Genomic DNA, 23,262 nt, shown 5'->3' on the forward strand with positions numbered 1-23,262 from the left:
CCGGATTGCGCCGGGAGGTAGGACGGGGACGTGCGCATCGCGGAGATCGGCCCGGACGACGAGCGGTTCCCCGCCTGGTGCCGGGTGTGGGCCGACAGCCAGCGCGCGGATCGGCCGGGTGACCCGCCGCGGCCGGCCGGCGACCACGTCGCCCTCGCCCGCCGGCTGCTCGCCCCGGGCGGCTCCCTGACCGGCACCCACCGGGTGGCGCTGGCCGGCGGCACCGTCGTCGGCGCGCTGCGGCTGCTGCTGCCGCTGCGGGACAACCCGACCGTCGCCCACGTCGACCTGGCCGTCTCCCCCGCACACCGCCGCCGGGGCGTCGGCGCCCGGCTGCTGGAGGAGGCGGTGCGGGTGACCGGGGGCGCCGGCCGCACCCAGCTGGTCGCCGACGTCGACGAGCCCGCGCCCGGGGTGGCCGGCCGGGCGTTCGCGCTGCGCTCGGGCTGGCGGTGCGACCTCCTGGAGAGCCGTCGCGACCTGCTGCTCCCGCCGGACGAGGCGCGGCTGTCGGCGCTCGAGGCGCAGGCGCGCGCGGCCGGCCGCGGCTACGAGGTGGTCACCTGGCGGGACCGGACGCCGGACGGGCTGGTCCACGACCGGGCACTGCTCGAGCGGCGCATGACCACCGACGCCCCGCACGGGGACCTCCCGGTCGAGGAGGAGCACTGGGACGCCGCGCGGGTGCGGGAGTACGAGGAGGCGCACGTCGCCCGCGGCCGGACGGTGCTCTCGGCCGGGGCGGTGACCGGCGGCCGGCTGGTGGCCTTCACCGACCTGCAGGTCCCCCTCGCGCAGCCGGAGCGGGCCCAGCAGGCCGGCACGCTGGTCCTGCGCGAGCACCGCGGCCGGCGCCTCGGCACCCTGGTCAAGGTCGCGGTGCTGCGGGAGCTCGTGGCGACGCTGCCCGCGGTCCGCCGGATCAGCACCTACAACGCGGAGTCCAACCGGCCCATGGTCGCGGTCAACGAGGCCCTGGGGTTCCGGCCGGCCGGGCAGCTGTCCACCTGGTCGCTCCGGGTCGGGTCCCCGGTGTGACCGACGACGCAGGATCTCCCCGCCTCACCGAGGGCACGGGCGGCCGCGGTCCGGGAACGTGGTGCCGGTGCCGATCCGACGTCCCCCCGTCCGGGCCCTGCTGACCGAGCCACCCCGCGCCGGCCTCGACCTCGCCGCGCTGCTGGCGACCTGGCCGGTGCTGGCGGCGGCGCGCCGCGGCGACGGGCACCCGGTGCTGGTGCTCCCGGGACTGATGACCGGCGATCCCGCCACGGTCCTGCTGCGCGGGTTCCTCCGCGCCCTCGGCCACGACGTCTCCGGCTGGAGCCTCGGCACGAACCGGGGCCCGACGGGACGCGTCGTCCAGGACCTGCGCGCCCGCCTCGACCGCCTGCACCGGGACTCCGGGCAGCGGGTGAGCCTGGTCGGCTGGAGCCTCGGCGGGCTGTACGCCCAGGAGCTGGCCCGGGCGCGACCCGGGAGCGTGCGCCGGCTGGTGACGCTCGGCAGCCCGGTCCTGCGGCAGCCACCCTGGGTGCGGACGGCGTCGCAGCTGGTCGACCGCGGCTCGTGGCTCTCCCCGGGCGCCGCGGCGTTCGCGCGGCCCTGGGCGGAGGCGGGCTCGCTGCGGGTGCCGGCCACCTCCGTGCTCACCCGGGCCGACGGCGTCGTCGACTGGTCGGCCTGCCGGTACCCGCCGGGCCGGCACCGGGAGAACGTGGAGGTGCGCGGCAGCCACCTGGGCCTGGCGCACAACCCCGCCGTGCTGTGGCTGCTCGCCGACCGGCTCGGTGCCCCGGACGGGGTCTGGCGGGCGTTCCGCCCGCCGCTCGCGCTCCGCCCGTTCTTCCCGCGGCGTCGGTAGCGTCCGCGGGGTGCCGGAGGCCACGCGCGAACGGGACGTCACGCGGCGGCGTCTGGACGCCCTCACCTTCGGGCTGTTCACCGTCGCCCTCGGCACGAACATCCCGACCCCGCTGCTGCTGGTCTACCGGCGCACCCTGGGCCTGTCCGAGGCCGACCTCACCGCCGTCTTCGGCTGCTACGCCGTCGGCCTGATCGCGGCAGTGACCGTGTCCGGTGCGGCCTCGGACCGGTTCGGACGGCGGGCCCTGGTGCTGCCGTTCTCGGTCGTCGCCGGCTTGGCCTCGCTGCTGTTCCTCCCCGCCGTCGACCACCTGCCCCTGCTCTACGCCGGGCGGCTGGTGCAGGGCGTGGTGTCGGGCGTCGTGTTCTCGGTGGCCAACGCGTGGCTGCAGGAGCTGGCCGGGCCCGAGGGCCAGCAGTCGGCGGCCACCCGCGGGGCGGTGTCGACGTCACTGGGCTTCGCCGTGGCACCGGCCCTGAGCGGGGTGCTGGCCCAGTACGGCCCGGCCCCGACCACCCTGCCCTACCTCGTGCACGTCGCCGTCCTGGTCGTCGGAGTGGCCGCGCTGGCCACGGTGCCCGAGACGGTGCACGTCCGCCGCCCCGGCCGGCTCATGACCCTGGGCCTGCCGCCGGAGGCGCGCCGGCCGTTCTGGGCGGTGCTGGCCCCCACCGCCGTCGGGGTCTTCGCCTTCCCGTCGGTCGCCGCCACCCTGCTGCCCCTGCTCGTCGTCCGCGACGGGGTCGGCGTCGCCTACGCCGGGCTGATCGGCGGGCTGGCCCTGGCCGCCAGCGCGGTCGCCGCCCGCGTCGGGCGCCGCGCCGACCGGGGCGCGGCGCCGCTCGGCATGGCGCTGGGCGCCGTCGGCCACGGCCTCGGTGTGGTCGCGGTCGTCGCCGGGACGCAGGCGGTGCTGCTGCCGTCGGCGGTGCTGCTGGGCGCCGGGGGCGGCCTCTGCCTCACCGCCGGGCTGACCCTCACCGCCCGGCTGGCGCCCGCGCACACCCGCGGGGCCATGAACAGCGCGTTCTACGCCTTCGCCTACACCGGCTTCGGCACACCGCTGCTCCTGGCCTGGCTGGGCTCGCTGCTCGGCAGCGTCGCCGCGCTGGCCGGGTTCGTGGTCGTCCCGGTCGTTCTCGCCGGCTGGCTGTGGCTGGAGCTGCGCCCCCGCGGGCCGGGCTGAGCGCACGGCCCGGCCGCGGGGAGACGTCGCATCCACCGGGTCCGCCGCCCCTGCCGCTGACGGTGACCCGCCGTTGATCACGGGGTGGATGTCGCTCGACACGCCGCCGGCCGGCGTGTCCCGAGCAAGGACTCCATGATCGACAGGGGTCGCCCGGCCCGCGGGGGCCGGGGTCAGGCGCCGACGTAGGCCGCGAGGTGCTCGCCGGTGAGGGTGGAGCGGGCGGCGACCAGCTCCGCGGGCGTCCCCTCGAAGACGACCCGGCCGCCGTCGTGGCCGGCACCGGGGCCGAGGTCGATGATCCAGTCCCCGTGCGCCATGACCGCCTGGTGGTGCTCGATGACGATGACCGAGCGGCCGGAGTCGACCAGCCGGTCGAGCAGGCCGAGCAGCTGCTCGACGTCGGCCAGGTGCAGGCCCGTGGTCGGCTCGTCCAGGACGTAGACGTCGCCCTTCTCGGCCATCTGGGTGGCCAGCTTCAGCCGCTGTCGCTCGCCGCCGGACAGCGTGGTGAGCGGCTGGCCGAGGGTGAGGTAGCCGAGGCCGACGTCGGAGAGCCGGTCGAGGACCTTGTGCGCGGCCGGCGTGCGCGCCTCCCCCTCGCCGCCGAAGAACTCCTCGGCCTCGACGACCGACATCGCGAGCACGTCGGCGATGTTCCGGCCGCCGAGCGTGTACTCCAGCACCGACGCCTGGAACCGCCTGCCCTCGCACTCCTCGCAGGTGGTCTCGACGGTCGCCATGACCCCCAGGTCGGTGTAGATGACCCCGGCGCCGTTGCAGGTCGGGCAGGCGCCCTCGGAGTTGGAGCTGAACAGTGCCGGCTTCACGCCGTTGGCCTTCGCGAACGCCTTGCGGATCGGCTCGAGCAGCCCGGTGTAGGTCGCCGGGTTGCTGCGCCGCGACCCGCGGATCGCGGTCTGGTCGATCACCACCACGCCCTCGCGGCCGGCGACCGAGCCGTGGATGAGCGAGCTCTTCCCGGAGCCGGCGACCCCCGTGACGACGCAGAGCACGCCGAGCGGGACGTCGACGTCGACGTCGCGCAGGTTGTGGGTGCCGGCGCCGCGGACCTCCAGCACCCCGGACGGCGTCCGCACCGACGGCTTGAGGGAGGCGCGGTCGTCCAGGTGCCGCCCGGTGAGCGTGCCGCTGGCCCGCAGCCCCTCGACGGTGCCCTCGAACACCACCTGCCCGCCCTCGGTGCCGGCGCCGGGGCCGAGGTCGACGACGTGGTCGCCGATCGCGATCGTCTCGGGCTTGTGCTCCACGACGAGCACGGTGTTGCCCTTGTCGCGCAGCCGCAGCAGCAGCTCGTTCATCCGCTGGATGTCGTGCGGGTGCAGGCCGATCGTCGGCTCGTCGAAGACGTAGGTGACGTCGGTGAGCGAGGAGCCGAGGTGGCGGATCATCTTGGTGCGCTGGGCCTCGCCCCCGGACAGCGTGCCGGCCGGCCGGTCCAGCGAGAGGTAGCCCAGCCCGATCTGCGCGAACGAGTCGAGCAGGTGCTGCAGCCCGGTCAGCAGCGGGGCCACCGACGGCTCGTCGAGGTCGCGGATCCACTCGGCGAGGTCGCTGATCTGCATCGCGCAGAGGTCGGCGATGTTCTTCCCGTTGATCCTCGACGACCTGGCCTCCGGGGCCAGCCGGGTGCCGTCGCACTCGGGGCACGTGGTGAAGGTGATCGCGCGCTCCACGAACGCCCGGACGTGCGGCTGCATCGCCTCGACGTCCTTGGACAGCATCGACTTCTGGATCTTGGGGATCACGCCCTCGTAGGTGAGGTTGACCCCCTCCACCTTGATCTTGGTGGGCTCCCCGTAGAGGAGCGTGTGCAGCTCCTTCTTCGTGAAGTTCGCGATCGGCTTGTCCATGGGCAGGCCGGCACCGGCGAAGATCCGGCCGTACCAGCCGTCCATGCTGTAGCCGGGCACCGTCAGCGCGCCCTCGCTCAGCGACCTGGTCTCGTCGTACAGCGCGGTCAGGTCGAAGTCGGTGACCGAGCCCATGCCCTCGCAGCGCGGGCACATGCCGCCGAGCCGGGTGAAGGTCGCCTTTTCCGCCTTGGTCTTCGCGCCGCGCTCGACGGTGATCGCCCCGCTGGCCCGCACCGTGGGGATGTTGAACGAGAACGCGTTGGGCGAGCCGATGTGCGGCCGGCCCAGCCGGCTGAACAGGATGCGCAGCATCGCGTTGGCGTCGGTGGCGGTGCCGACCGTCGAGCGGGGGTTGGCGCCCATCCGCTCCTGGTCGACGATGATCGCGGTCGTCAGCCCGTCGAGGACGTCGACCTCGGGCCGCGACAGCGTCGGCATGAAGCCCTGCACGAAGGCGCTGTAGGTCTCGTTGATCAGCCGCTGGGACTCCGCGGCGATCGTGCCGAACACCAGCGAGCTCTTGCCGGAGCCGGAGACGCCGGTGAAGACGGTCAGCCGGCGCTTGGGCAGCTCGACGCTGACGTCCTTGAGGTTGTTCTCGCGCGCGCCGTGCACACGGATCAGGTCGTGGCTGTCGGCGGTGTGCGCCGTCGCCTGTCGGTCCGTGCTCGTGGCCGTGCTCATCGGATCTCCGTTCGTCGGGCGGACCGGCTGCGCGGCCCCGTCGGCGTCCCTGGCTCGACCCGACCGGCGCCGAGCGGAACGCGGTCGCGGCAACCCCCGCTGTCTACCGGATCGGCGGTGCGCACCGGGAGGGGCGCCGCGCGGTCGCCGTCCGTTCCGGGGACCCGCCGTCCACCGCCCGAGGGGTTGACCAAGGACGGTAACGATGTATCGTTACCGTCATCCGATACACCTGGAGGCCAGCGATGAACCCCATGCGAGGGCGCGAGGGCCGACACCCCGGCCTGCGCCACCACCACCCCCACCACGGCCGGCCGGACTTCGCCGGAGGCGGCCCGGTGCACCCCCGCCGCGGCGGCCGCGGCCGCGCACCGCGCGGCGACGTCCGCACCGCCGTCCTGCTGCTGCTCGCCGAGGAGCCCATGCACGGTTACCAGCTCATGCAGTCCATCGCCGAGCGCAGCGGCGGCCGGTGGACGCCGAGCCCCGGCGCCATCTACCCCACGATCAGCCAGCTGGAGGACGAGGGCCTGGTCACCGTCACCGCGGACGCCGGCCGCAAGCTGGTGACGCTGACCGACGCCGGGCGCGAGCACGTCGAGTCGGGCCGTGAGGCGTGGCCGGACCCGTTCGCCGGCGCTCCCGGTGCCGGTCCGGGCGCGGACCTGCGCGGGCCGCTCGAGCAGCTGGCGGCGGCCGCGCGCCAGGTGGCGCGCACCGGCTCCGACGGCCAGCGGGTCCGGGCGGCGGCGGTCCTCGCCGAGGCCCGCCGGTCGCTCTACCTGCTCCTCGCCGAGGGGCCCGAGGGGCCGGCCGGCCCCGGGGCGGGGTGAGCCGCGCTCAGTCCGGCTCGAGCACCCGCTCGGCCACGTACTCCCCGATCGCCAGCGAGGACGTGGCCGCCGGCGACGGCGCGTTGCGCACCGTGACGACGGGGCCGAGCCGGTTGACCCGGAAGTCGTCGACCAGGGTGCCGTCCCGGTCCACCGCCTGGGCCCGGACGCCGGCCGGGGCGCGCCGCACGTCGGCGGGGGTCAGGGCCGGCACGTACTCCCGCGCCGCGGCCACGAACGCCGAGCGCGACAGCGAGCCGTGCACCTCCGCGACGGCGGTGCGCCAGTGCCGCCGCGCCAGCGGCCGCATGCCCGGCCAGGTCAGCGTCGCGAGCAGCTCCCCCGGCCGGACGTCGCGCCAGCGGTAGCCCTCCCGGGCCAGGGCGAGCACCGCGTTGGGCCCGATGTCGACGCCCCCGTCGACGCGTCGGGTGAAGTGGACACCGAGGAACGGGTAGCGCGGATCGGGCACCGGGTAGACCAGGCCCCGCACCAGCGAGCTCCGCTCGGGCACGAGGCGCAGGTACTCGCCGCGGAAGGGCACGATCGCCGGCCCCTCCTCGTCGCCGGCCAGCCGCGACACCCGGTCGGTCTGCAGGCCGGCGCAGACGACCAGCCGGTCGACGGCGAGCTCCTGCCCGCCGGAGCCGACCACCACTCCCCCGCCGGGCGGCCGCCGCACGCCGGTGACCTCGAAGCCCAGCCGGACCTCGTGGCCCGCCCGCCGCAGGTCCTCGGCCATGGCATGGGCGACCGCGCGGAAGTCGACGATGGCGGTGTGCGGGGAGTGCAGGGCCCCCGCCCCCACCACCTCGGGCTCGACCTCCCGCAGCTCGCCGCCGGCCAGCCGGCGCAGCCCGGGGACGCCGTTGGCGGTGGCCCGGCGCTCGATCTCCCGCAGCGCGGGCAGCTCGCCGTCGTCCCGGGCGACGACGAGCTTGCCGCACTCGTCGTAGACGAGGCCGTGGCCGGCGCAGAACTCCCGGAGCAGCACCCTGCCCCGCGTGCACAGCCGCGCCTTGAGCGAGCCCGGCGGGTAGTAGAGGCCCGCGTGCACCACGCCGCTGTTGCGCCCGGTCTGGTGGACGCCGACGTCGTGCTCCTTGTCCACCACGGTGAGGCGCGCGTCCGGCCGGAGCTCGGCGAGCCGGCGGGCCACCGCCAGCCCGACGATGCCGGCTCCGACGACGCCGATCCGCACCGGTCCGGTCGCGCTCACCCGACACCCCGTTCCCCGCGGTCCGACACAATCCACCAACCGGACGAGACGGTTTCGTTCGATCTGGGCCTGTGCCACCCGATGGGGGGATACGTAACGTCACGGACAGCAGCCAGTTCGTACCGGTCCGTCACGTCGGTGCGTTCCCGACCCGCCCGAGGAGCTTCCCGTGTCGTCCTTCTCCCGCCCGTCCCTGACCCTCCTGACCGACGCGTCCGCGACCGCCGAGCGGTCGCTGCCGGAGTGGCCCCTCCCCGCCGCCTCCGACGAGACGTGGCGGCTCGACGCCCTGTGCGCCGAGACCGACCCCGAGGCGTTCTTCCCGGAGAAGGGCGGCTCCACGCGTGAGGCCAAGCGCGTGTGCACCGGTTGCGACGTCCGGGCCGAGTGCCTGGAGTTCGCCCTGGCCAACGACGAGCGTTTCGGCATCTGGGGCGGGCTGTCCGAGCGCGAGCGCCGTCGCCTGCGCCTGCAGCGGCGCGACGTCCTCAGCGCCTGACCGGCCCGTGTCGCCGGCGGCGGGTCAGGCGCTCCGCCCGAGCCGGGCGAGCACGCGCGTGAGCCGGTCGGCGTCCGGGCGCGTCGGCACGACGGGCCGGCAGATGCCCTCCATGTGCAGCGCCTCCCCGAAGCCGTCCGCGCCGCGCTCCACCCGCTCCAGCTCGGCGTCGGTCAGGCCGGCGTCGAGCCCGGCCGCCCGGGCGACGTCCCAGCGGTGCACGACCATGTCCCACACGTAGAACTGCTCGAACGTCGCGCCGACCGTCGTCGGCCCGAAGAAGCCCTCGTACGAGGCGCCGGCCACCCCGTCGTCGGCGATCACCGCGAGCACCCGCTGCGCGTGGTCCCGCCACACCGCGGCGGGATCGGCCGCCACGTCCGGTGCCGGCCCGAGGTCGAGGCCGCGACCGGTGAGGAACTCCCGCTGGGTGTCGACCAGGTGGCCGACGACGTCGCGGGCGGTCCAGCCCTCGCAGGGCGAGGGGTTGGTCCACGCGTCCGCGGGGACGGCGTCGAGGACGTCGAGCAGGGGCCGGGAGGCGGACGCGAACCGGTCCGCGGTGCTGGTCATACCCGGAGCGTGCGGGATGCGGCACCCTGCGTCTTGATGAAACCCGACAGCGAGCGGCCCCGGCTGGACGTGGTCGAGCGGGCCCACCTCAAGGAGCCCGGCGACGCGTCGCACGTCATGTACCGGTACGCCCCGGGCGGGGAGTTCACCGGCCTCCTCCAGCGGTACTGGATCCCGGTCTGGTCGGTGCCGCCGGGGCAGGAGGCGCCGCAGCGCGTCCTGCAGTACCCCGGCTCCCTGCTCGTCGTCGCCGTCGACCACGCCCGCTTCCACGGCGTGGTCTCGGGTCTGTCGACGACCACGCTGAGCGGCGCGGGCTGGGCCGTGGGCGTGATGCTGGCCCCGGCCGCGGGCAGCCTCGTCACCGGGGCCTCCATGACCGGCTACACCGACCGCTCGGTGGACGTCGCCGAGGTGCTGGGGACCCGCGGCGAGGAGCTGACCGCCGGCGTGCGGGCCGCCATGTCCGCCGACCCGCACGCGCCCGCGGCGCACCACCGGGCGGTGTCGGCGTACGAGAGGGTGCTGCGGGCGTTCCTGCCCGTCGACGCCGAGGGCGACCTGGTCAACCGGGTCGTCGCGTTCGTGGAGTCCCGCAGCGACGTCACGCGGGTCGCCCAGGTCTGCACGGAGTTCGAGCTGTCCGAGCGGGCCCTGCAGCGGCTGGTCTCCCGCCGGCTGGGCCTGACGCCGAAGTGGCTGATCCAGCGCCGGCGCCTGCAGGAGGCGGCCGAGCGGCTGCGCACCGGCACGACCTCGCTCGGGGCGGCCGCGGCGGCGCTCGGCTACGCCGACCAGCCGCACTTCACCCGCGACTTCGCCCGGGTGACGGCGATGACGCCGGGCGAGTTCGCGGCCCGCTACGCCTGACCACCGCGCGGACGCCGGCCGCCCGTCGTTCAATGACCCGGGTGGACAGGCCGACACCCCTGCACCGGTTGAGCGGGCACCGCGAGGGCAGCGGCGCGCCGCTGCTGCTGCTCCCGGGGCTGGGCAGCACCCGTGCGGAGTTCGGGGCGGTGCTGCCCGAGCTGGCGCGCCGCTACGACGTCCTCGCCCTCGACCTGCCCGGCCACGGCTCCTCGCCCCCGCTGCCCGCCGACGTCCGGGCCGACGTCGCGACGCTCACCGACGCCGTCGAGCAGGAGCTCGACCGGCGTGGGATGGGCGAACCGCACGTCCTCGGCGTCTCCCTCGGCGCGCGCCTCGGCCTCGAGCTCGCCCGGCGGCAGCGCGCGCGGTCGGTCGTCGCCATCGCGCCCACCGGACCGCTCACACCCCCGGAGCGGGCCGTCCAGGTCGCCCTGCTCGCCGTGGCCCGCCTGGGCTTCGGCGCACTCGCCCCGGTCGCCGACGCCGTGCTCCACGGGGCCGTGCCGCGCACGGCGGCACTGAGCCTCCTGCGGGCGCGCGGATGGCGCACGCCGACCGCGGAGGCCGCGGCACTGGTCCGCGCGTTCGCCGACACCGAGGACTTCTGGCGACTGGTCCGCTCCGCCGTCGTGCGCGAGGCCACGATCGACTACTGGGCCGTCGACTGCCCGGTCGTCGTCGCGCAGGGCACCCACGACGTCATGACGCTGAGCCAGGCCGCGTGGCTGGCGCTCCTGGTGCCCTCCGCCCGCTTCCGCCTGCTGCCGTTCGCCGGCCACAGCGCGATCGCCGACGTCCCGCGGCGGGTGGTCCGCCTCGTGGACCGCGCCGCGGCCGCCTCCGGCCGCTGACTACGGGATCAGCGGCCGGAGGACCAGACCCGCCGCGGCCAGCGCCTCCGCCGCCAGCGGGATCCGGCCGACGACGGGGTGCCGCCGCAGCGACGTGTACAGGCTGCGCTCCCGCGCCTGGCCCTCGAACCCGTCCCGGGCGGTGTCGAACCCGTCCAGGGGGGCGAAGAGGTTGTCCGGCGCGTCGGCCGGCTTGGGCACGCCCGTGTCGTGGGCCTCGAACCCGAAGCGGGTCATGAGCGCGTCGACCAGGCGGGGGGCGAGCTTCTCGCCGAGGATCAGCGCCTTCGCCGACCCGCCGGCGACGACGTCCCGGACCGGGTGCGCCGCGGCGTGCAGGACGGCCTCCACCACGACCTCGGGCTGGTAGATCGGCGGCGGCGCGACGGGCTTGACGCCGATCTTCGTCCGCGCCTGGTCGAACAGCGGAGTGTTGATGGTCGCGGGCAGGACCTGGGTGATGCTGACCGGCAGGCCCTCCCGGCGCACCTCGGTCCGGAGCGTCTCCAGGAACCCGTCGATGCCGTGCTTGGTCGCGCAGTAGGCCGTCTGGAGGGGCACCCCGCGCTTGGCGCCCATCGAGGAGATGGAGACGAACGCACCGCCGTCCCGCCTCAGGTGCGCCACGGCGGCCATGGCCCCGTGGACCTGGCCCATCAGGTTGACGTCGACGACCCGCTGGAACTCCTCCGGCGTCGTCTCCTCGAACGGGGCGACGAGCAGGACGGCGGCGGCGTGCACCCACGTGTCCAGCCGGCCGTACTCGTCGACCGCGCGCTGGGCCACCCGTCGCACCTGGGCCGCGTCGGCGACCTCGGCGACCACGGCGCAGGCCTCGCCGCCGGCCGCCCGGATCTCCTCGACGAGGGACCGCAGCCCCGCCTCGCCCCGTGCCGCGACGACGACCCGCGCGCCCTCGGCGGCGAACCGGGCCGCGGTCGCGCGGCCGATGCCGCTCGACGCGCCCATCACGACGACGACCTGCTCGCCCACCGGCTTCAACCGTGTCTGTGCCATGGCGGGTGCCCTACCCCGGCGAGACGCGGCCGCTGGGCGTGTCGGCCGGATGTGTCCGGCGCGACACCGGGGCCGGCCCGGGTGCGCACGCGCCACGGCCCCGGCGCGGGGGTTTCACGGCCACGCCGGGGCCGGTCGGCCGACGGGGTGCCCTCGGGCGGCGCCGCCCAAACCCCCGTGTCGGACGTTGGCGGGCGGGGCGCACCCGAGGGAACGCCCCAGGGCCCCGCCCGCCGACCAGCATGCCGCCGACCGGTGCACCCCGCAACAGATGTCTAGGACGTCTGCCGATCGGCGTGGGCAGCCCTAGGGTCGGCTCGTGGAGGTCTGGTTCAACCCGTCCTGTTCCAAGTGCCGCACCGCACGCGACCACCTGGAGGAGGCCGGCGTGGAGTACACGCTGCGCCGCTACCTCGACGACCCGCCGACCGAGGCGGAGCTGCGCGCCGCGCTGGGCGCGCTGCGGCTGCAGCCGTGGGACGTCACGCGGATGTCCGAGCCGCTGGCCCGCGAGCTCGGGCTGCGGGACCTCCCCCGGGACGCCGACACGTGGATCCGGCTGCTGGTGCAGCACCCGAGGCTGGTCCAGCGCCCGCTCGTGCTGACCGACGACGGCCGGGCGTGGGTCGCCCGGGACGACGAGACGCTGACCGAGGTGGTCGCGGCCGCCCGCGACGCGCACGGGCGGCCGTGACCGCCGGGGAGGCGGTCAGCCCCGGTAGTTCACGTGGACGTGGTCCATGTGGTTGGCCGTCGGGCTGCCGCGGTCGGCCATGGCCTTCCAGGCACCGTTCGGCGAGCTGAGCATCCGCTGCTTCCAGATGATGTAGTCCACGCCCAGCTCGTCCCAGTGGGCGATGTGGTACTGGGCGATCGTGTCCCCGAGCGCGGAGCTGGTCATGTAGTCCAGCGCCAGGCCCGAGGGGTGGCCGCCCGGGTCGGCGGCGCTGGCACGGGTGCCGCCGATGGTGATGCCGGCGGCGCCGGGCACGTTGCTGACCACCGCGTTGGCGGCCGCCTGCGCCGGGGGCTTGGTGGGCCCGGCGGTGTTGGTGATGCGCGCGACGGTGGTGGCCGCGACGCTCCCCGAGGCCGCGGCCGTTCCGGCGGACCCACCGGAACGCTGCGGGGCGGCCTTCGCCGCCTGGGCGGCCTTCGCCGCTTCGGCGGCCTTCGCGGCCTCGGCGGCCTTCGCGGCCTCGGCGGCCTTCGCGGCCTCGGCGGCCTTGGCCGCCTCGGCGGCCCGCGCTGCGGCCTCCTCCTCGGCCTTCCGGCGGTCCAGCTCGGCCTGGTCGGCGGCGGCCTGGGCCTGCTGCGCCGCGGTCTGCTCGGCCTCGCGGCTGCTGCGGCTGGCGGTCAGCTGCTCGAGCGCCTCCAGGTCCGGCGTCGCCTGGGCGGCGGGGGCGGAGTCGGCGGTCAGCCCGAGCTCAGCGGCGACGCTGACCGACTCCGACGGCCCGGCCTCGGCCTGCGCGGCCGGGTCCGAGCCGAACAGGACGTTGACCATGAGGGCGCCGGCGGTGGCCACGCCGAGGTACAGCGCGGGACGGCGGACGGTCGCCGGGGGACGGCGGCGCGAACCGCTGCGGCGGTCGGCGGCGCGACCGGTTGTCGTGCGGGGGTCCATGAGGGGGTGTGCTCCGGGGTCTACGGCGCAGCGGCGCGCCGGGGGGCGGCGGGCTGCGGGGGCGAGCGAGCAGCGGGGCTGCGGTCGTCCGGGCGCCTGCGCGGGTCACCGGGGAAGCGGCGGTCAGCCGGTCGAGCGGAGGTGCTCGAGGTGGGCCCGCGGGCGGCGTGCGTCAGGGACGGCCGCGTGCGATCAGGTGCGCGGGCGCACCCGGCTCGGGCGGTACCGGCTCGGGCGGGGTCGTGCTGCAGGGCAAGGGCGCGCCATCCGGCGGCTCTCCGTTCTTCCGATGGCCGCCTACCGAGTTAGCTGACGGGTTCGGGCGGGAAGCAGCCCTACTCGCTCCGGACGGATGCCCGGAGCGGGATTCACCCCAGTACTGCGATGGGTCCCCGGCTCACCCCGGAGGGCGACTCGGCGGCGTCCGTTCGGGGCTCCCCGGGCGGGGACGCGACGGTCGAGCGGACCACCCCACCGTAACCGTCGTTATGCAGTTGTGACAATCCGTGGCCGTCGTTTCGTCGGGTGACCCGCGTCGCGCAGCGCCCGATCGACGGCCGGACGGTGTAGGGGCTGGACCCTCAGCCGACGGGGACCGCCACGGCGCGCTCGACCGCGGCCGCGGCGTCGAAGGACGCCGGCACCGGCACCAGGGGCGGGCGCACGGTGCCCATGGGGTGCCCGTGCCGCCGCTCGGCGATGCGCTTGAGCAGCCCCGGCGCGACGAACTCCTTGGTCATCGCCCGCACCTGCTGCAGGTGGGCCGACAGCGCCGCGGCGTCGGCCGCCCGCCCGCCGCGGACGTGCTGGTGGAGCGCGACGACCTGCTCGGGGACGATGTTGGCCAGCGCGGAGATCGAGCCGGTGGCGGTCAGCAGGCGGGCCGGCAGGTCGTCCTCGGTACCGACCAGCACGCCCTTGCCCGCCGCGTGCACGGCCTCGGCGTAGCCGGCCTCCCCGCCGGAGTCCTTCACCCCCCACACCGGCAGCGCGGTCACGAGCTCCGCGGGGACGGGCACCGCGTACTTGGGGATGTGGTAGACGACCACCGGGTGCCGGGTGGCGGCCAGGACCCGCTCGTAGAACACCCGCAGGCCCTCGGCCGCGGCCGGCCGGAAGTAGTACGGCGGGAGCACCATCACCGCCCGCACCGGCAGGTCCGCCAACTGCGCCAGCAGGTCCAGGGTGTCCGGCAGGTTCCCCTCCGCCACCGTCGGGACGACGTGCAGCGGCCCCACCTCCGGCAGCAGGGCCTCCAGCACGGCCAGCTTCTCCCGCGGGGACACCGACGGCCCCTCGCCGTTGGTGCCGAACGGGATGACCCCGGCCACGCCCTGCCCGGCCAGCCAGCGGACGTGGCCCAGGTAGGAGTCGACGTCGATGCTGAAGCGCTCGTCGTCGCGGAAGGGCGTCACGTTCGCCACGTAGACACCCTCGAGCACGCCGGCGGGGTCGTCGGGGTGCATCGTCACCTCCCGAGGTCGACGGTCCGGTCCAGGAACGCGGTCAGTTCACGGCGGCTGGGCAGGCCCTCGTAGTCGCCGCGGTCCTGCACGCAGAAGGCGCCCATGGCGTTGGCGGTGCGCAGGCGCTCGGCCGGACCGCAGCCCCACAGGGTGGCCGCGAGGTAGCCGGCGGCGAACGCGTCGCCGGCACCGACCGGGTCGAGCTGTCGGGCGGGGAACCCCGGGGAGGTCAGCCGCTCGGCGTCCACCCGGGCCGCGCAGCCGCGCGCGCCGAGCTTGAGCACGACCTCGGCGGGCCCGGCGTCGGCCAGCCGCTCCAGGCACGTGTCGTCGTCCCAGCCCCACAGGGCGCGGACCTCGTCGTGGCCGGCCAGCAGGACGTCGACGTGCGGGAACATCGCCTCGCTGGCGGCGCGGGCCGCGGCCGGCTCCCACAGTCGGCTGCGGTAGTTGACGTCGTAGCTCACGCGCACGCCCGCCGCCCGCGCCGTCCGTGCCGCCCACGGCAGGAACTCCGCGGCCTCCGGGGAGAGCGCCCCGGTGATCCCGGTGAGGTGCAGGAAGGCCGCACCCTCGAGGACGGCGGGGTCGAAGGCGCCCGGGGCGAGGGTCGAGGCCGCCGAGCCGCGGCGGTAGTAGTGGACCCGCAGCGCCCCGGCGACCTCCTCGCGCAGGTAGAGGCCGGTCGGGCGGTCCGGCACCCGGCGCACCGCACGGGTGTCCACGCCCTCGGCCCGCACCCGGTGCAGCACCAGCTCGCCGGGCTCGTCGTCCCCGAGGATGCTCACCCAGGCGGCCGGGACGCCCAGCCGCGACAGCCCGATGGCGACGTTGCTCTCCGCGCCGCCGATCGACAGCGTCACCGCCCCGGCGTGCCGGAGCCGGCCGGGCGCCGTCGGGACGACGAGCACCATCGTCTCCCCCGCGGTGACCACCCGCGGGACGGCCGCGGCGACCTCCCCCGGCTCACCCACCGAAGAGCTTCGCCAGCTGCTCGTTGAACGTCAGCACCGACAGGAAGCCGAACAGCAGGAAGGACCAGACCAGCGCGGCGACCCGCAACCCGCCCGGGCGGATCTCCTTCGGCAGCATCCGCCGGTTCACCAGGAGCAGCAGCGCCGAGTAGATGAACATCATCAGCCCGCCGGTCACCGCGGAGATGACCAGCAGGATCAACGGCTGCGACAGCCCGGACAGCAGGACGATGCAGCCGATCGCCACCAGGCCCCAGACCAGCGCGAAGTAGATCTTGCTCTCGTTCGCGTTGCGCAGGTACGCGGTCTTCAGGACGTCGGCCCCGAGCCGGCTGGTGTAGTCGACGATGCCCAGCGCGGCGGCGAACAGCGAGAAGGCGCCGATGATCCAGAAGAAGGTGCCGAACCAGCCGCCCACGGAGGCGTTGAGGGCGTCGCCCTCGGCCTTGAGGAACGAGATGTCGCTGGCCAGCCCCTCCTCCCCGAACACGGTGGCGTAGGCCAGCAGCGAGGTGAACAGGATGGTGAGGAAGCTGATGGCCACGAACGTCGAGAGCTGCTCGGTGTTCGCGAACTTCCACCAGCGCCGCCACCGGCCGAGGTTCTCCGGGGTCGGCTCGAACACGAACCCGGTCGAGGGCGCGGCCTCCGGGTGGCCGGTGACCGGGCTGACGATCCGCGGCACGTAGGCGCCCATGCCGAAGCGCTTGTCGCGGATCCAGTTGCTCTGGCACAGGTTCTGCCCGCCGCCGGCGCCGGCGAAGGCCAGCGCACCGAGCAGGAGCGCGAACCCGAGCTCCTCGGCCGGCAGCCCGGCCTCGGTGACGATCTGGGGGACGTCCGCCCAGGTCGAGGCGCCGATCACGGCGACGGAGGCGACGACGATGAGCAGCAGGACCGCCGCGACCTTGACCATCTCGATCTTCTCGAGCGCCTGGTACACGACCGGCGCGAAGGTCAGGACGATCCCGATCAGCAGCAGCATGCCGAGGGCGATCGGCACCACGCTGCCGCCGACGAGGTACGTGACCAGGGTGGCGGAGCTGGTCGCCCACCCCGGCCAGATGTTGGCGAAGTAGGCCATGATCGCGAACACCAGGCCCCAGTGCCGCCAGTACCGGCTGAAGCCGGTGAGCGCGGTCTCCCCGGTGGCGAGGGTGTACCGCTCGATCTCCATGTTGAGGAAGTACTGGGTGGCCAGGCCCACGAAGGCCGCCCAGACGAACACCAGCCCCACCTGGCTGGCGATGTAGGGGTAGAGGATGAACTCGCCGCTGGCCATCCCGACGCCGGCGGCGATGATCCCCGGGCCGATGACGTGCCGGAAGCTGGCCGGCGGCTCGGGCATCTCCCGCACCGACGGCGCGGCCAGGTGCTTGGTCGGGAAGAGGTCCACCACCGACGGCGGCCGGCCTCCTGGACGGGTCGTGACCATCGCGCCCCCTGTGTGAGCTGAGTCACTGTCACAGGCGCATCCATTCCTGCACGTCCGGCGCGCAGCGGCAACCCGGGGGTGCGGCCCGGGGTCAGACGGAGACGTTCGGGTAGTCCCCGGTGCCGTGCGGCGTGAAGGCGACGTGCCGCTCGCACAGGTCCGCGCTGCGGCGCACGCCCAGCAGCTGCATCGAGCGCAGGTACTCCTCGGCCAGGATCTCGTAGGTCCGCAGTACGCCGTCCCGGCCGCCGGCCATGAGCCCGTACAGGTAGGCCCGGCCGATCATCACCGCATCCGCGCCGAGCGCGCGGGCGGCCATGACGTCCTGCCCGTGCAGCACGCCGCCGTCGATGAGCACCGTGGCCCCCGGCCCCACGACCCCGCGGATCTCCGGGAGGACGTCCAGCGTCGCGGCGGAGCGGTCCAGCTGGCGGCCGCCGTGGTTGGAGACGACCACCCCGTCGGCCCCGTGCTCCACGGCCTCGCGCGCCGACGCCGGCGTCGTCACCCCCTTGACGAGGAGGCGGCCCCGCCAGCGCTCGCGCAGCCAGTCCAGCGAGCCGAGGTCCAGGCGCGGGTCGAACATCATGCTGGCGACCTCGCCCGGGGTCGGGTTGCCCGGGACGCCGGTGAGCGAGGCGAAGGTCATCCCGCCGGTGGTCAGCTTGTTGAACCACCAGCCCGGGAACCGCGACATGTTCAGCACGGTGCGGGCGGTGAGCGTCGGCGGGATGGTCAGGCCGTTGACGACGTCCCGGTAGCGCATGCCGGAGACGGTGGTGTCGACGGTGAGCAGCAGCGTCGAGTACCCGGCCGCCTCGGCCCGCGCCAGCAGGCTCGCGTTGAGCTCCCGGTTCGCGGTGAAGAACAGCTGGAACCACAGGTCGCCCGACGGCGCCGCGGCCCGCACGTCCTCGATCGAGGTGGAGCCCACCGTCGACAGGGCGTAGGGCACGCCGACGTGCGCGGCCACGGAGGCGACGGCGGCCTCCCCGTGGTGGTGCATCATCCGCGTGTAGCCGGTGGGGGCGAAGACCAGTGGCATCGCGATGCGCCAGCCGAGCAGCTCCACGGCGGGGTCCGGGTCGGCGACCGAGCGCAGGGCGTCGGGGTGGAAGGTGACCCGCCGGTAGGCCGCGACGTTGCGGGCCGCGGTGATCTCCTCCTCCGCCGCGCCGTCGACGTAGTCGAAGACCGCGCGGGGCGTGGTGCGGCGGGCCGCCGCGCGCAGGTCGCGCACCGTGAGCGCACGCTCCAGGCGCCGGGCGGTGCGGCCGGCCCGGGGCCGGCGGAACTGCACGACCTCGCGGAGCTCGGACCACCTCGGCACCTGCCGCGCCGTGTGGACCGGTGGCATCGACACCTCGTCGGTCATGTCCCCTCGCTCTGCACGCTGACGACCAGCCGGGACGTGGCGGTTGCCAGCGTCGCAGGGTCCCCGCAGAGCCGCTCGTCGTCCGCCGGAGCGCGGCCGGGCGGCTCCCCGTGCCACGATCGCGCCGGCAGGGCCGGGCCGCCCGACGGCGACCCCCGGCGGGAGGAGGCCCCGGTGGACGACGCGGCACCCGGACGGCGACTGCGCAGCCAGGCGTGGTTCGACGACCCGCGGGACCCCGGGATGACGGCGCTCTACGTCGAGCGCTACCTCAACTGGGGGCTCACCCGCGAGGAGCTCCAGTCGGGCCGGCCGGTGATCGGGATCGCGCAGACCGGCTCGGACCTCGCCCCGTGCAACCGGCACCACCTGCAGCTGGCCGGGCGGGTGCGCGAGGGCATCCGGGACGCCGGGGGGCTGGCCCTGGAGTTCCCGGTGCACCCCATCCAGGAGACCGGCCGGCGTCCGACGGCGGCCCTGGACCGCAACCTGGCCTACCTCGGCCTGGTCGAGGTGCTGTACGGCTACCCGCTGGACGGCGTGGTGCTGACCACCGGCTGCGACAAGACGACGCCGGCCTGCCTGATGGCCGCGGCCACGGTGGACCTCCCGGCGATCGTGCTGTCCGGGGGGCCGATGCTCGACGGCTGGCACGACGGCGTGCGGACCGGGTCGGGGACCATCGTGTGGAAGGCCCGGGAGCTGCTCGCCGCCGGCGAGATCGACGAGGCCGGGTTCGTCGAGCTGGTGGCCTCCGCGGCCCCCTCCCCCGGCCACTGCAACACCATGGGCACCGCGTCGACGATGAACGCGATCGCCGAGGCCCTCGGCATGAGCCTGCCCGGCTGCGCCGCCATCCCCGCCCCGCACCGGGACCGCGCCCGGATGGCCTACCTGACCGGCCGGCGGATCGTGGAGATGGTGCGGGAGGACCTCCGGCCGTCCGACGTCCTCACCCGGGAGGCGTTCGAGAACGCCGTCGTGCTCACCTCCGCGATCGGCGGGTCCACCAACGCGCCGATCCACGTCAACGCCCTCGCCCGGCACGCGGGGGTGCCGCTGGACGTCGACGACTGGCAGGAGCTGGGCCTGCACGTGCCGCTGATCGTGGACCTGCAGCCGGCCGGCCGGTTCCTCGGCGAGGAGTTCCACCGGGCCGGCGGCGTGCCCGCCGTCGTCGCCGAGCTCATGGGCCACGGGCTGATCCACGAGGACGCCCTGACCGTCACCGGCCGGTCGATCGGCGAGAACTGCCGGGAGGCCCGGGTGACCGACCGCGAGGTCATCCGCACCTTCGACACCGCGCTGCTGCCCGACGCCGGCTTCCTGGTGCTGCGGGGCAACCTCTTCGACAGCGCGATCATGAAGACCAGCGTCATCTCCCCCGAGTTCCGGGAGCGCTACCTGTCCGACCCCGCGCACCCGGGGGTGTTCCAGGGCCGCGCGGTCGTCTTCGACGGGCCGGAGGACTACCACGCCCGCATCGACGACCCGGCGCTGGCGGTCGACGAGACCTGCCTGCTGGTCATCCGCGGGGTCGGCCCGCTGGGCTACCCGGGCTCGGCCGAGGTGGTGAACATGCAGCCGCCCGCGGCCCTCATCAAGCAGGGCGTGCACGAGCTGCCGTGCATCGGGGACGGCCGCCAGTCGGGGACGTCGGGCTCGCCGTCGATCCTCAACGCCGCACCCGAGGCGGCCGACGGCGGCGGGCTGGCGCTGCTGCGCACCGGCGACGTGGTCCGCATCGACCTCGGGGCCGGGCGGGCCGACGTGCTGGTGCCCGACGAGGAGCTGGCCGGGCGGCGGCGGGCGCTGGAGGCGGCGGGCGGCTACCCGGTCCCGGCGGCGCAGACGCCGTGGCAGGAGATCCAGCGCGGGATGGTCACGCAGCTGGACGAGGGGATGGTGCTGCGTCCGGCGGTGGGCTACCGGCGCGTGGCGCAGACGATGGGCATCCCCCGCGACAACCACTGAGGCGGCCGTCAGCCCCCCGGTGGCCGCACCAGCGCCACGGCCTCGGCGGTGAGCCGGCGGACCGTCCCGACGTCGCCGGCCGCGACCCGGTCGCGGGGCACCATCCACGAGCCGCCGACCGCCAGCACCGCGTCGACGGCGAGGTAGTCCCCGACGTCCGCCGGGCCGACGCCGCCGGTGGGCACGAAGCGGACGCCGCCGAAGGGCGCGGCGAGCGCGCGGATCGCCGCGGGCCCGCCCGAGGTGCCGGCGGGGAAGAACTTCACCGCGGTCAGGCCGAGCTCCACGGCGGCCTGCACCTCGGTGGCCGTGACCGCGCCGGGCAGGGCGAGGACGCCGTGCTCGGCGCACCGCTCGACGACGGCGCGGCTGAGCCCCGGCGAGACGACGTAGCCCGCCCCGGCGGCCACGGCCCGGTCCACCTGCGCCGGCGTGAGCACGGTGCCGGCCCCGACCAGGACGTCGCCGCGCTCGGTCATCGCCCGGATGGCGTCGGCCGCGGCCGGGGTGCGGAAGGTGACCTCGGCGACCGGCAGGCCGCCGTCCACCAGCGCACCGGCCAGCGGTGCGGCGTCGGCCGCGTCGTCCAGCACGACGACCGGGACCAGCCGCGCCCGGCCCAGGGCGGCCAGCACCTCCTCCGGCGGCGGCGGGCTCACCGCTCCACCACGTTGCGCAGCTCGCCGCCGTCCAGCAGCGCGGCGACGTTGTGCGCGATCAGCGCGTCGGCGCCCACGGGCCGCCCGCCGGCCGCGTGCGGGGTGAGCAGGAGGTTCGGCGCGTCCCACAGGGGTGAGCCGGCCGGCAGCGGCTCGACGGCGGTGACGTCGAGGGCCGCCCCGGCGATGCGCCCCTCCCGCAGCGCGGTGACCAGGGCCCCCTCGTCGACGGTGGAGCCCCGGCCGACGTTGACCACGAGCGCGTGGGGCGGCAGTGCGGCCAGCCGCGCGGCGTCCAGCGCGTTCGCGGTGGCGTCGGTCGACGGCAGGATCATGACGAGGACGTCGGTCCGCCCGAGCTCGGCCGCCAGGTCGTCCTCGGCGACGACGGGGAACCCGGCCCGCTCCCCGGCGCGGCGCGCCACGCCGCGGACGTCGGCGCCCAGCGCGGACAGCAGCGGCGCGAGGGTCTGCCCGATGGCCCCGAACCCCCACACGAGCACGCGCGCGTCGATCAGGGTGGTGACCGCCCCCGCCGGGTGCAGCGGCTGGAGGCCGCCGAGCTCGCCGGCCCACCGGTGCCGGTCCTGGGCGCGCACGGCGGCGGGCAGCCGGCGGAGGAGGGCGAGGACCAGGGCGAGGGTGTGCTCGGTGACCGGCCGGCTGTGCAGGCCGATCCCCGCGGTGACGACGACGTCCGCGGGGAAGCCCGCGCCGAGGACGGCGTCCGGCCCGGCGGCCAGCGTCTGCACCCAGCGCAGCCGCGGCATCCGGCCGGCCACCGCGGCGAGGTCGGCCGGCGAGTTGCCCCAGACCACCAGCGCCTCGGCGTCCAGGTGCTCGTCGGGGACCGGCGCCGAGACGGCATAGGTGACCGCCTCGACCCCCTCGGGCAGGTCCGGGTCGAGCGGGAGGGAGTCGGGCAGCAGCAGCTTCACCGGGGACGACCGCCTTCGTCGGGAACCGGGGTCGGGTCAGGGTGTAGCACGCCCGGCGGGGGCCCCGCAGGACCGTCGCCGGGGCGCGCGGTCATCCCCGTCGGGCAGGGCCGCGGGCAGCTGCCCGGGCACCCGCGCTCACGAGCCCTCCCGACGTGCGGCAGCAGGACGGCGACGAACTCGCCGCCGGAAGCCGTGCTGGAACCAGTGCTCTTGCGGTGTTGCGCACGTTCTTCCGGCACTGCAGCACCGCACGAGCGGGCGCAACACCGCACGTCCCCGGCCCGACCGGAGTCCGGCGGGATCCTCGATGTCGTCTCCCGACCTCGACGTCGGGCTGCCGGCGGGCTCAGCGGCCGCCGACGGCGACCGGGGCGCCGGTGCGCGCGGCCTCCGCGACGGCGCAGGCGAGGGCGTGGGTGCGCAGCGCCTCGGCGACGTCGACCAGCCCGGGCGCCGGTGGCCGGCCGGAGACGACGTCGACGAAGGCGCGGTCGACGGCGCGGCGACCGTCGACCGTGGGCGTGGACTCCTGCCGGCCCGCGGCGGTGCTGGTCCGCAGCGAGGTCTCGGTCAGCGAGACCGACCGGCCCTCGGCGACCACGTCGACGCCGGCCGCGGTCGGGGCGGGCAGGACGCACGAGGTGCTGACGGTCCCGACCGCGCCGGAGGCGAACCGGAGCACCGCCGCGGTCGCGTCGGGCACGTCGCGGCCCTCCGCCAGCGACGGCGCCGCCGCGCCGACCACCTCGGTGACCTCGCCGGCGAGCAGGCGGACCAGGTCGAGCACGTGGGTCGCCTGCTCGACCACCTGCCCACCGGAGCGGTCCTCGCGGCTCCACCAGGCCGCCGGGGGCGTCGTCCCCCACCAGCGGGCGTCGACGAGACGGACCCGGCCGCCGCCGAGCACCTCCCGGGCCTGCGCGACGGTGTCGAGGTGCCGCCAGTGGTAGCCGGTGGCCGTGGGCAGCCCGGCGGCGGCGACGGCGTCGGCGACGCGGCGGGCGACCGGCAGGTCGGCGGCCAGCGGCTTCTCCACGAAGAACGGCAGCCCGGCCCGCACCACCGCGAGCTCGAGGTCGCCGTGCGCGAACGGCGGCACGCACAGCCAGACGGCGTCCAGCCCCGCTCGGAGCAGCTGGCCGGGGTCCTCGGCCACCGGGACGCCGAGCTCGGCGGCCAGGGCCCCGGCCGCCGCCGGCACCGCGTCGCAGACGCCGGCGAGCTCCACGTCGTCGAAGGCGGCGAGCGTGCGCGCGTGCCGGGCACCGACCGCACCGGCACCGACCAGCCCCACCCGGACACCCATCCGCGCAGGGTGGGGGACCGGAGGTC

The 23,262-nt window shown here is 75.8% G+C and carries 21 protein-coding genes and 1 riboswitch; of the genes, 9 read left to right on the plus strand and 12 right to left on the minus strand.

Annotated elements, in window-relative coordinates; genetic code table 11:
* Positions 1–30: 30 nt before the first annotated feature.
* The 3 genes from ACI78Q_RS16570 (at position 31) to ACI78Q_RS16580 (ending at position 3,053) form a co-directional block, all read left to right on the plus strand.
* The gene (locus ACI78Q_RS16570; protein ID WP_456924511.1) at positions 31–1,038 is read left to right on the plus strand and encodes a GNAT family N-acetyltransferase; all 1,008 of its coding nucleotides are present in this window, start codon (positions 31–33) and stop codon (positions 1,036–1,038) included.
* A 67-nt stretch (positions 1,039–1,105) separates the two neighbouring features.
* Positions 1,106–1,864, plus strand: coding sequence for an esterase/lipase family protein (locus ACI78Q_RS16575; protein WP_456924512.1), 759 nt, complete (start codon positions 1,106–1,108; stop codon positions 1,862–1,864).
* Positions 1,865–1,874: 10 nt separating this feature from the next.
* A complete protein-coding gene (locus tag ACI78Q_RS16580) occupies positions 1,875–3,053 on the plus strand; it encodes an MFS transporter (RefSeq protein ID WP_456924513.1) in 1,179 nt (392 codons plus the stop codon).
* A gap of 173 nt (positions 3,054–3,226) precedes the next feature.
* Here ACI78Q_RS16580 and ACI78Q_RS16585 read toward each other — a convergent pair whose 3' ends face one another.
* Positions 3,227–5,614 (minus strand): ATP-binding cassette domain-containing protein, encoded by a 2,388-nt coding sequence (locus ACI78Q_RS16585; RefSeq protein WP_456924514.1) that lies wholly within the window; start codon positions 5,612–5,614, stop codon positions 3,227–3,229.
* Between the two features lie 245 nt (positions 5,615–5,859).
* Here ACI78Q_RS16585 and ACI78Q_RS16590 point away from each other — a divergent pair, with 245 nt between their 5' ends.
* Complete coding sequence (locus ACI78Q_RS16590) at positions 5,860–6,447, plus strand: PadR family transcriptional regulator (RefSeq protein ID WP_456924515.1); 588 nt, start codon at positions 5,860–5,862, stop codon at positions 6,445–6,447.
* A 7-nt stretch (positions 6,448–6,454) separates the two neighbouring features.
* Here ACI78Q_RS16590 and lhgO read toward each other — a convergent pair whose 3' ends face one another.
* Positions 6,455–7,666 (minus strand): L-2-hydroxyglutarate oxidase, encoded by a 1,212-nt coding sequence (gene lhgO, locus ACI78Q_RS16595; RefSeq protein ID WP_456924516.1) that lies wholly within the window; start codon positions 7,664–7,666, stop codon positions 6,455–6,457.
* Positions 7,667–7,835: 169 nt separating this feature from the next.
* Here lhgO and ACI78Q_RS16600 point away from each other — a divergent pair, with 169 nt between their 5' ends.
* A complete protein-coding gene (locus ACI78Q_RS16600) occupies positions 7,836–8,165 on the plus strand; it encodes a WhiB family transcriptional regulator (RefSeq protein WP_456924517.1) in 330 nt (109 codons plus the stop codon).
* A gap of 24 nt (positions 8,166–8,189) precedes the next feature.
* Here ACI78Q_RS16600 and ACI78Q_RS16605 read toward each other — a convergent pair whose 3' ends face one another.
* Positions 8,190–8,738 (minus strand): TIGR03086 family metal-binding protein, encoded by a 549-nt coding sequence (locus tag ACI78Q_RS16605; protein ID WP_456924518.1) that lies wholly within the window; start codon positions 8,736–8,738, stop codon positions 8,190–8,192.
* Positions 8,739–8,774: 36 nt separating this feature from the next.
* On the opposite strand from ACI78Q_RS16605, the gene ACI78Q_RS16610 reads away from it, so the two are divergent.
* Together ACI78Q_RS16610 and ACI78Q_RS16615 are read left to right on the plus strand one after the other, a co-directional pair.
* On the plus strand, positions 8,775–9,608 hold the full coding sequence (locus ACI78Q_RS16610; RefSeq protein ID WP_456924519.1) for a helix-turn-helix domain-containing protein: 834 nt from the start codon (positions 8,775–8,777) through the stop codon (positions 9,606–9,608).
* 41 nt (positions 9,609–9,649) lie between these two features.
* Positions 9,650–10,462, plus strand: coding sequence for an alpha/beta fold hydrolase (locus ACI78Q_RS16615; RefSeq protein ID WP_456924520.1), 813 nt, complete (start codon positions 9,650–9,652; stop codon positions 10,460–10,462).
* Here ACI78Q_RS16615 and ACI78Q_RS16620 read toward each other — a convergent pair whose 3' ends face one another.
* On the minus strand, positions 10,463–11,479 hold the full coding sequence (locus ACI78Q_RS16620; protein ID WP_456924521.1) for an SDR family oxidoreductase: 1,017 nt from the start codon (positions 11,477–11,479) through the stop codon (positions 10,463–10,465).
* Between the two features lie 319 nt (positions 11,480–11,798).
* Here ACI78Q_RS16620 and ACI78Q_RS16625 point away from each other — a divergent pair, with 319 nt between their 5' ends.
* Positions 11,799–12,173: an ArsC/Spx/MgsR family protein gene (locus ACI78Q_RS16625; protein ID WP_456924522.1), complete on the plus strand. Its 375-nt coding sequence runs from the start codon at positions 11,799–11,801 to the stop codon at positions 12,171–12,173.
* Between the two features lie 15 nt (positions 12,174–12,188).
* Here ACI78Q_RS16625 and ACI78Q_RS16630 read toward each other — a convergent pair whose 3' ends face one another.
* The 5 genes from ACI78Q_RS16630 to ACI78Q_RS16650 all read right to left on the minus strand — a co-directional run bounded on the left by ACI78Q_RS16630 (position 12,189) and on the right by ACI78Q_RS16650 (position 18,356).
* On the minus strand, positions 12,189–13,106 hold the full coding sequence (locus tag ACI78Q_RS16630; protein ID WP_456924523.1) for a hypothetical protein: 918 nt from the start codon (positions 13,104–13,106) through the stop codon (positions 12,189–12,191).
* 279 nt (positions 13,107–13,385) lie between these two features.
* Positions 13,386–13,536: riboswitch (cyclic di-AMP (ydaO/yuaA leader) on the minus strand.
* A 151-nt stretch (positions 13,537–13,687) separates the two neighbouring features.
* The gene (locus ACI78Q_RS16635) at positions 13,688–14,572 is read right to left on the minus strand and encodes a dihydrodipicolinate synthase family protein (protein WP_456924524.1); all 885 of its coding nucleotides are present in this window, start codon (positions 14,570–14,572) and stop codon (positions 13,688–13,690) included.
* A gap of 2 nt (positions 14,573–14,574) precedes the next feature.
* Positions 14,575–15,546, minus strand: coding sequence for a sugar kinase (locus tag ACI78Q_RS16640; RefSeq protein WP_456924525.1), 972 nt, complete (start codon positions 15,544–15,546; stop codon positions 14,575–14,577).
* Positions 15,539–16,981: an Nramp family divalent metal transporter gene (locus ACI78Q_RS16645; protein WP_456924526.1), complete on the minus strand. Its 1,443-nt coding sequence runs from the start codon at positions 16,979–16,981 to the stop codon at positions 15,539–15,541. The genes ACI78Q_RS16640 and ACI78Q_RS16645 overlap by 8 nt, the downstream gene beginning before the upstream one ends.
* A 91-nt stretch (positions 16,982–17,072) precedes the next feature.
* Positions 17,073–18,356 carry an alpha-hydroxy acid oxidase gene (locus tag ACI78Q_RS16650; RefSeq protein WP_456924527.1) on the minus strand — a complete coding sequence of 428 codons (1,284 nt, stop codon included), beginning with the start codon at positions 18,354–18,356 and terminating at the stop codon, positions 17,073–17,075.
* Positions 18,357–18,530: 174 nt separating this feature from the next.
* Between ACI78Q_RS16650 and ACI78Q_RS16655 the strand changes: the two genes are divergently transcribed.
* Positions 18,531–20,330 carry an IlvD/Edd family dehydratase gene (locus tag ACI78Q_RS16655; RefSeq protein WP_456924528.1) on the plus strand — a complete coding sequence of 600 codons (1,800 nt, stop codon included), beginning with the start codon at positions 18,531–18,533 and terminating at the stop codon, positions 20,328–20,330.
* 8 nt (positions 20,331–20,338) lie between these two features.
* Here ACI78Q_RS16655 and eda read toward each other — a convergent pair whose 3' ends face one another.
* From eda to ACI78Q_RS16670, 3 genes are all read right to left on the minus strand, one after another.
* The gene (eda, locus tag ACI78Q_RS16660; protein ID WP_456924529.1) at positions 20,339–20,989 is read right to left on the minus strand and encodes a bifunctional 4-hydroxy-2-oxoglutarate aldolase/2-dehydro-3-deoxy-phosphogluconate aldolase; all 651 of its coding nucleotides are present in this window, start codon (positions 20,987–20,989) and stop codon (positions 20,339–20,341) included.
* Positions 20,986–21,927: an NAD(P)-dependent oxidoreductase gene (locus tag ACI78Q_RS16665; RefSeq protein WP_456924530.1), complete on the minus strand. Its 942-nt coding sequence runs from the start codon at positions 21,925–21,927 to the stop codon at positions 20,986–20,988. The genes eda and ACI78Q_RS16665 overlap by 4 nt, the downstream gene beginning before the upstream one ends.
* A gap of 349 nt (positions 21,928–22,276) precedes the next feature.
* Entirely contained in the window at positions 22,277–23,236 is a 960-nt protein-coding gene (locus ACI78Q_RS16670) for a Gfo/Idh/MocA family protein (RefSeq protein ID WP_456924531.1), read from the minus strand.
* Positions 23,237–23,262 lie beyond the last annotated feature (26 nt).

This window comes from Geodermatophilus sp. SYSU D00705, assembly GCF_054050135.1.

Bases quoted from the DNA above. Each gene is read 5' to 3' on its own strand.
- ACI78Q_RS16585 (WP_456924514.1), bottom strand. From the start codon at position 5,614: ATGAGCACGGCCACGAGCACGGACCGACAGGCGACGGCGCACACCGCC.
- ACI78Q_RS16590 (WP_456924515.1), top strand. From the start codon at position 5,860: ATGAACCCCATGCGAGGGCGCGAGGGCCGACACCCCGGCCTGCGCCAC.
- ACI78Q_RS16605 (WP_456924518.1), bottom strand. From the start codon at position 8,738: ATGACCAGCACCGCGGACCGGTTCGCGTCCGCCTCCCGGCCCCTGCTC.
- ACI78Q_RS16610 (WP_456924519.1), top strand. From the start codon at position 8,775: ATGAAACCCGACAGCGAGCGGCCCCGGCTGGACGTGGTCGAGCGGGCC.
- ACI78Q_RS16620 (WP_456924521.1), bottom strand. From the start codon at position 11,479: ATGGCACAGACACGGTTGAAGCCGGTGGGCGAGCAGGTCGTCGTCGTG.
- ACI78Q_RS16630 (WP_456924523.1), bottom strand. From the start codon at position 13,106: ATGGACCCCCGCACGACAACCGGTCGCGCCGCCGACCGCCGCAGCGGT.
- ACI78Q_RS16635 (WP_456924524.1), bottom strand. From the start codon at position 14,572: ATGCACCCCGACGACCCCGCCGGCGTGCTCGAGGGTGTCTACGTGGCG.
- ACI78Q_RS16645 (WP_456924526.1), bottom strand. From the start codon at position 16,981: ATGGTCACGACCCGTCCAGGAGGCCGGCCGCCGTCGGTGGTGGACCTC.
- ACI78Q_RS16650 (WP_456924527.1), bottom strand. From the start codon at position 18,356: ATGACCGACGAGGTGTCGATGCCACCGGTCCACACGGCGCGGCAGGTG.
- ACI78Q_RS16670 (WP_456924531.1), bottom strand. From the start codon at position 23,236: ATGGGTGTCCGGGTGGGGCTGGTCGGTGCCGGTGCGGTCGGTGCCCGG.